Source organism: Vibrio sp. D401a (genome assembly GCF_030248515.1).
In the GTDB taxonomy this organism is placed as follows: Bacteria; Pseudomonadota; Gammaproteobacteria; order Enterobacterales; family Vibrionaceae; genus Vibrio; species Vibrio rotiferianus.
The window spans coordinates 1-2,878 of record NZ_JAHGAI010000079.1 but is presented as its reverse complement, the minus strand read 5'-3'; the positions used below and the strand labels follow the sequence as shown (position 1 = coordinate 2,878).

Below are 2,878 nucleotides of genomic sequence, written 5' to 3'. Positions count from 1 at the left end.
CTTAACGCGGCGTTAGGGGAAATAATCAACTTTCCCTCCCAGAATACAACATCAATCACATTTTTGAACGTCTTTATCGTTTTATGCAATCACACACTTTAAAAATGGTTTCTTTGGCTACATATAGTGTTTGCGGTTGTCGCAAGCACAATTTGTTGTGTTGATTGTTTGTTGAGTGGTGTGTATGGCTAAGACTATTTCTGATTTACTAGATGTTTCAAGCAAGACCCTTATGGACTTGGGAGCGTTCGATCCCATTTTAGATTTAGATACTCGTTTATTCATCGACCCTCACTTGTTGAAGCACTGCGATATACCTGAGTTTGAAGCAAGTTATGACAAGTTTACTTCTCACTTTAAAAGTATTGTCAAATTGCTTGATGCAAGCGAAAAAAAGGGTGACGTTTTTTGGAATAAAGCTGACCGCTTATTATCTGGAAAAGAGGTTAAGGGTCTATGTATAGGATATGCATCTAAAGGTACTTCTGGCTCTGGTGTTGGCCCAGCACTAAGGAAGCGATTGCTCGAAACAGCTAAAAACATAATAGCTAAAGGTAAAGATGACCCTGAGTTATTTGAACTTGTTGGCATGTTTGAGGGCGACTTCGGTCCCGACCGAATCAGTGATATGACGGCAAATATCATCCGAGATGATATTACTGAATATACAAAAAGAGTTGTATCTCAAGTCGAATTGGGTGCAAAGGCGACAGTAACTTTCGATGATAAATCTGGTCTTCCAATGAACCCATTTACGGGGGATATAATCCTATTAGTCCCTTATTCCATACTACGAGATCTACCAGTTGCTCTAGATTGGAGTAATATGGATGTTGTTGCACAGCAGAACCAAGAGCTAAGAGACAAAGTTAACGGCATCATCGGAAATTCTTGGCGAGAAGCCATGAAGACAGTTAGCAAAGACAAACTGAAGAAACTAATCCTTGAACATCCTGACTTACTCGATGATCTAGTTAAACAGTATGCAGCTAAGCCACCGTTGCCATATGACTTTATCGAAGACCGTGCTGGTGAATATATTTGGTATCCTGTTACTAGAGAATTAGTTAAAGACAACCCAATTCCTCTTACTCTCAGTGAGTCTCCAACCATTGACGAGGTAGAAAGCCTCGTTGTGACAATATGCGAGAAATTCAAAGAACTTGTAGAGTATAACGGCCTTAATCAACTTTTATACAATAAAGATGGCTCTTTAAAGCATGAAAGTGCAGCTCAGTTACTGTTTTATGGTGTCGCTGAGTCTTATTGTACAAGTAACAATATAATGATTGCCCGAGAGTGTGATTCTGGCCGTGGTCCTGTTGACTTTAAGTTTGGTACAAACAGTGAGAATAGTGTGCTCGTTGAGCTTAAGAAATCCACAAATACATCTGGACTAAAGAAAGGTATTGAGAAACAGCTACCTGAATATATGAAATCAGAGAAAAGTCGCCGTGCAATATACTTAGTGATCGATGTTGGCTATACAAAAGCTGCGATCAAAAACTTGGAAAGTATCAATAAAAAAATTAATGGTGCAAATGTGCAAATCATTCATGTAGATGGTTCGCAAAAGGTTAGTGCTAGCAAGATGTAGCAAAAATTTCCCCTAACAAAGCATTTAAGAGTGATTCGCAACGCTTGGCGGTTTCGCTTCGCTCAAGTATAGCCAAGCGTCGCTCACACCTTAATGCGGCGTTATATGTAAGGTTTGCTATGAGAACAATCTGTGAAGAAAAAGAAAATACTGAAGCGATAGGTATATTCAGGAGAAACCTTGAACGCTTATCTGTGGATTCTAGAATGTTGGAATGGGGTTTCCCAAGCGGTGATAGAGATTACTTTTTAACGTATACACTACCGTCTGTATTGGGTGACATACAAATTGGAGTCCCAGAAGAATGGTCGACTAGAATCCCTCACCTGGTACGTTTTGTGAAAGATCAAGGACCACCTTCACCTGATGTTGAGGTTAACATTCCTTTAAATCTTAACCGAAGTGTTTCAGGGGTATATGTAAAAGCTGGTTCTGATATTCTTTTATGTTCTCGAGGTTTGTTTACTTCTTATCGGGGTAAAATTAAGAAATATGTTTCTCTTAAGTATTTCCATCAGTGGGTTCAAACCATCGATGATGCAGGGCAGCTTTCCACTATTATTCCGGTGTGTTCGATATCTTCTGATAGTCTAGCCGAAGATATTGCTTCATTTACGAGTTCTGTCGTGTTGCTCAAAGAAAAATTGAAATCTGATTCAGGTTTCGACTCTGACTCATTAGGTGACAACTGGGGAGAAGGTTCTGAATTTGAGGGGACCAAAGGAAAATCAGGAACTTTTTCTTCAGAGTATAATTACAAGCATGGGCCTATTTGTAATCAATTGACTTCTTATTTAAAGAAATATTGCGTTCAAGATCAATTTAAAGTTCTAAAAAATATTCATGTGGACGCTGCCATTGTCGATCTTGAAACTAAGGTAGCGCACTCCATATTTGAAGTTAAAACAGCATCATTACCTTCAAATCAAATCTACACGGGCATTGGACAACTTCAGTATTATCGCTTTAAATATGGCGATTCAAATACTCAGTTATATTTAGTTTTACCTGAAATCAGTAAATCAACAGAAACAGAAAGAGTGTTAGAAACCTTGGGGATTGGTATTCTTTATAAATCGGGCAAGCAGTTCATAAAAGTGGATGGTCAATCCTTCGAACCTAACATATAACAAACTGTTTAAGAGTGATTCGCAACGCGTGGCATTTTCACTATGCGTTGCGTTTAAGTGTTTAAGGTGGTATGCGGCGGCATCGGTATTGCGTTGCTCACACCTCAACAGGGCGTTAGCTTAATCGGCAAAATGACATCTGAGCTAATAT

At 39.0% G+C, this 2,878-nt stretch carries 2 protein-coding genes; both read left to right on the top strand.

The genetic code is table 11. The annotated features are described in order from the left end of the window. Nucleotides 1-184: 184 nt before the first annotated feature. The gene (locus KIV41_RS24310; RefSeq protein WP_182107704.1) at nucleotides 185-1,597 is read left to right on the top strand and encodes a hypothetical protein; all 1,413 of its coding nucleotides are present in this window, start codon (nucleotides 185-187) and stop codon (nucleotides 1,595-1,597) included. A gap of 119 nt (nucleotides 1,598-1,716) precedes the next feature. Further along, entirely contained in the window at nucleotides 1,717-2,727 is a 1,011-nt protein-coding gene (locus KIV41_RS24305; protein WP_285337827.1) for a hypothetical protein, read from the top strand. The last annotated feature ends 151 nt before the right edge of the window (nucleotides 2,728-2,878 follow it).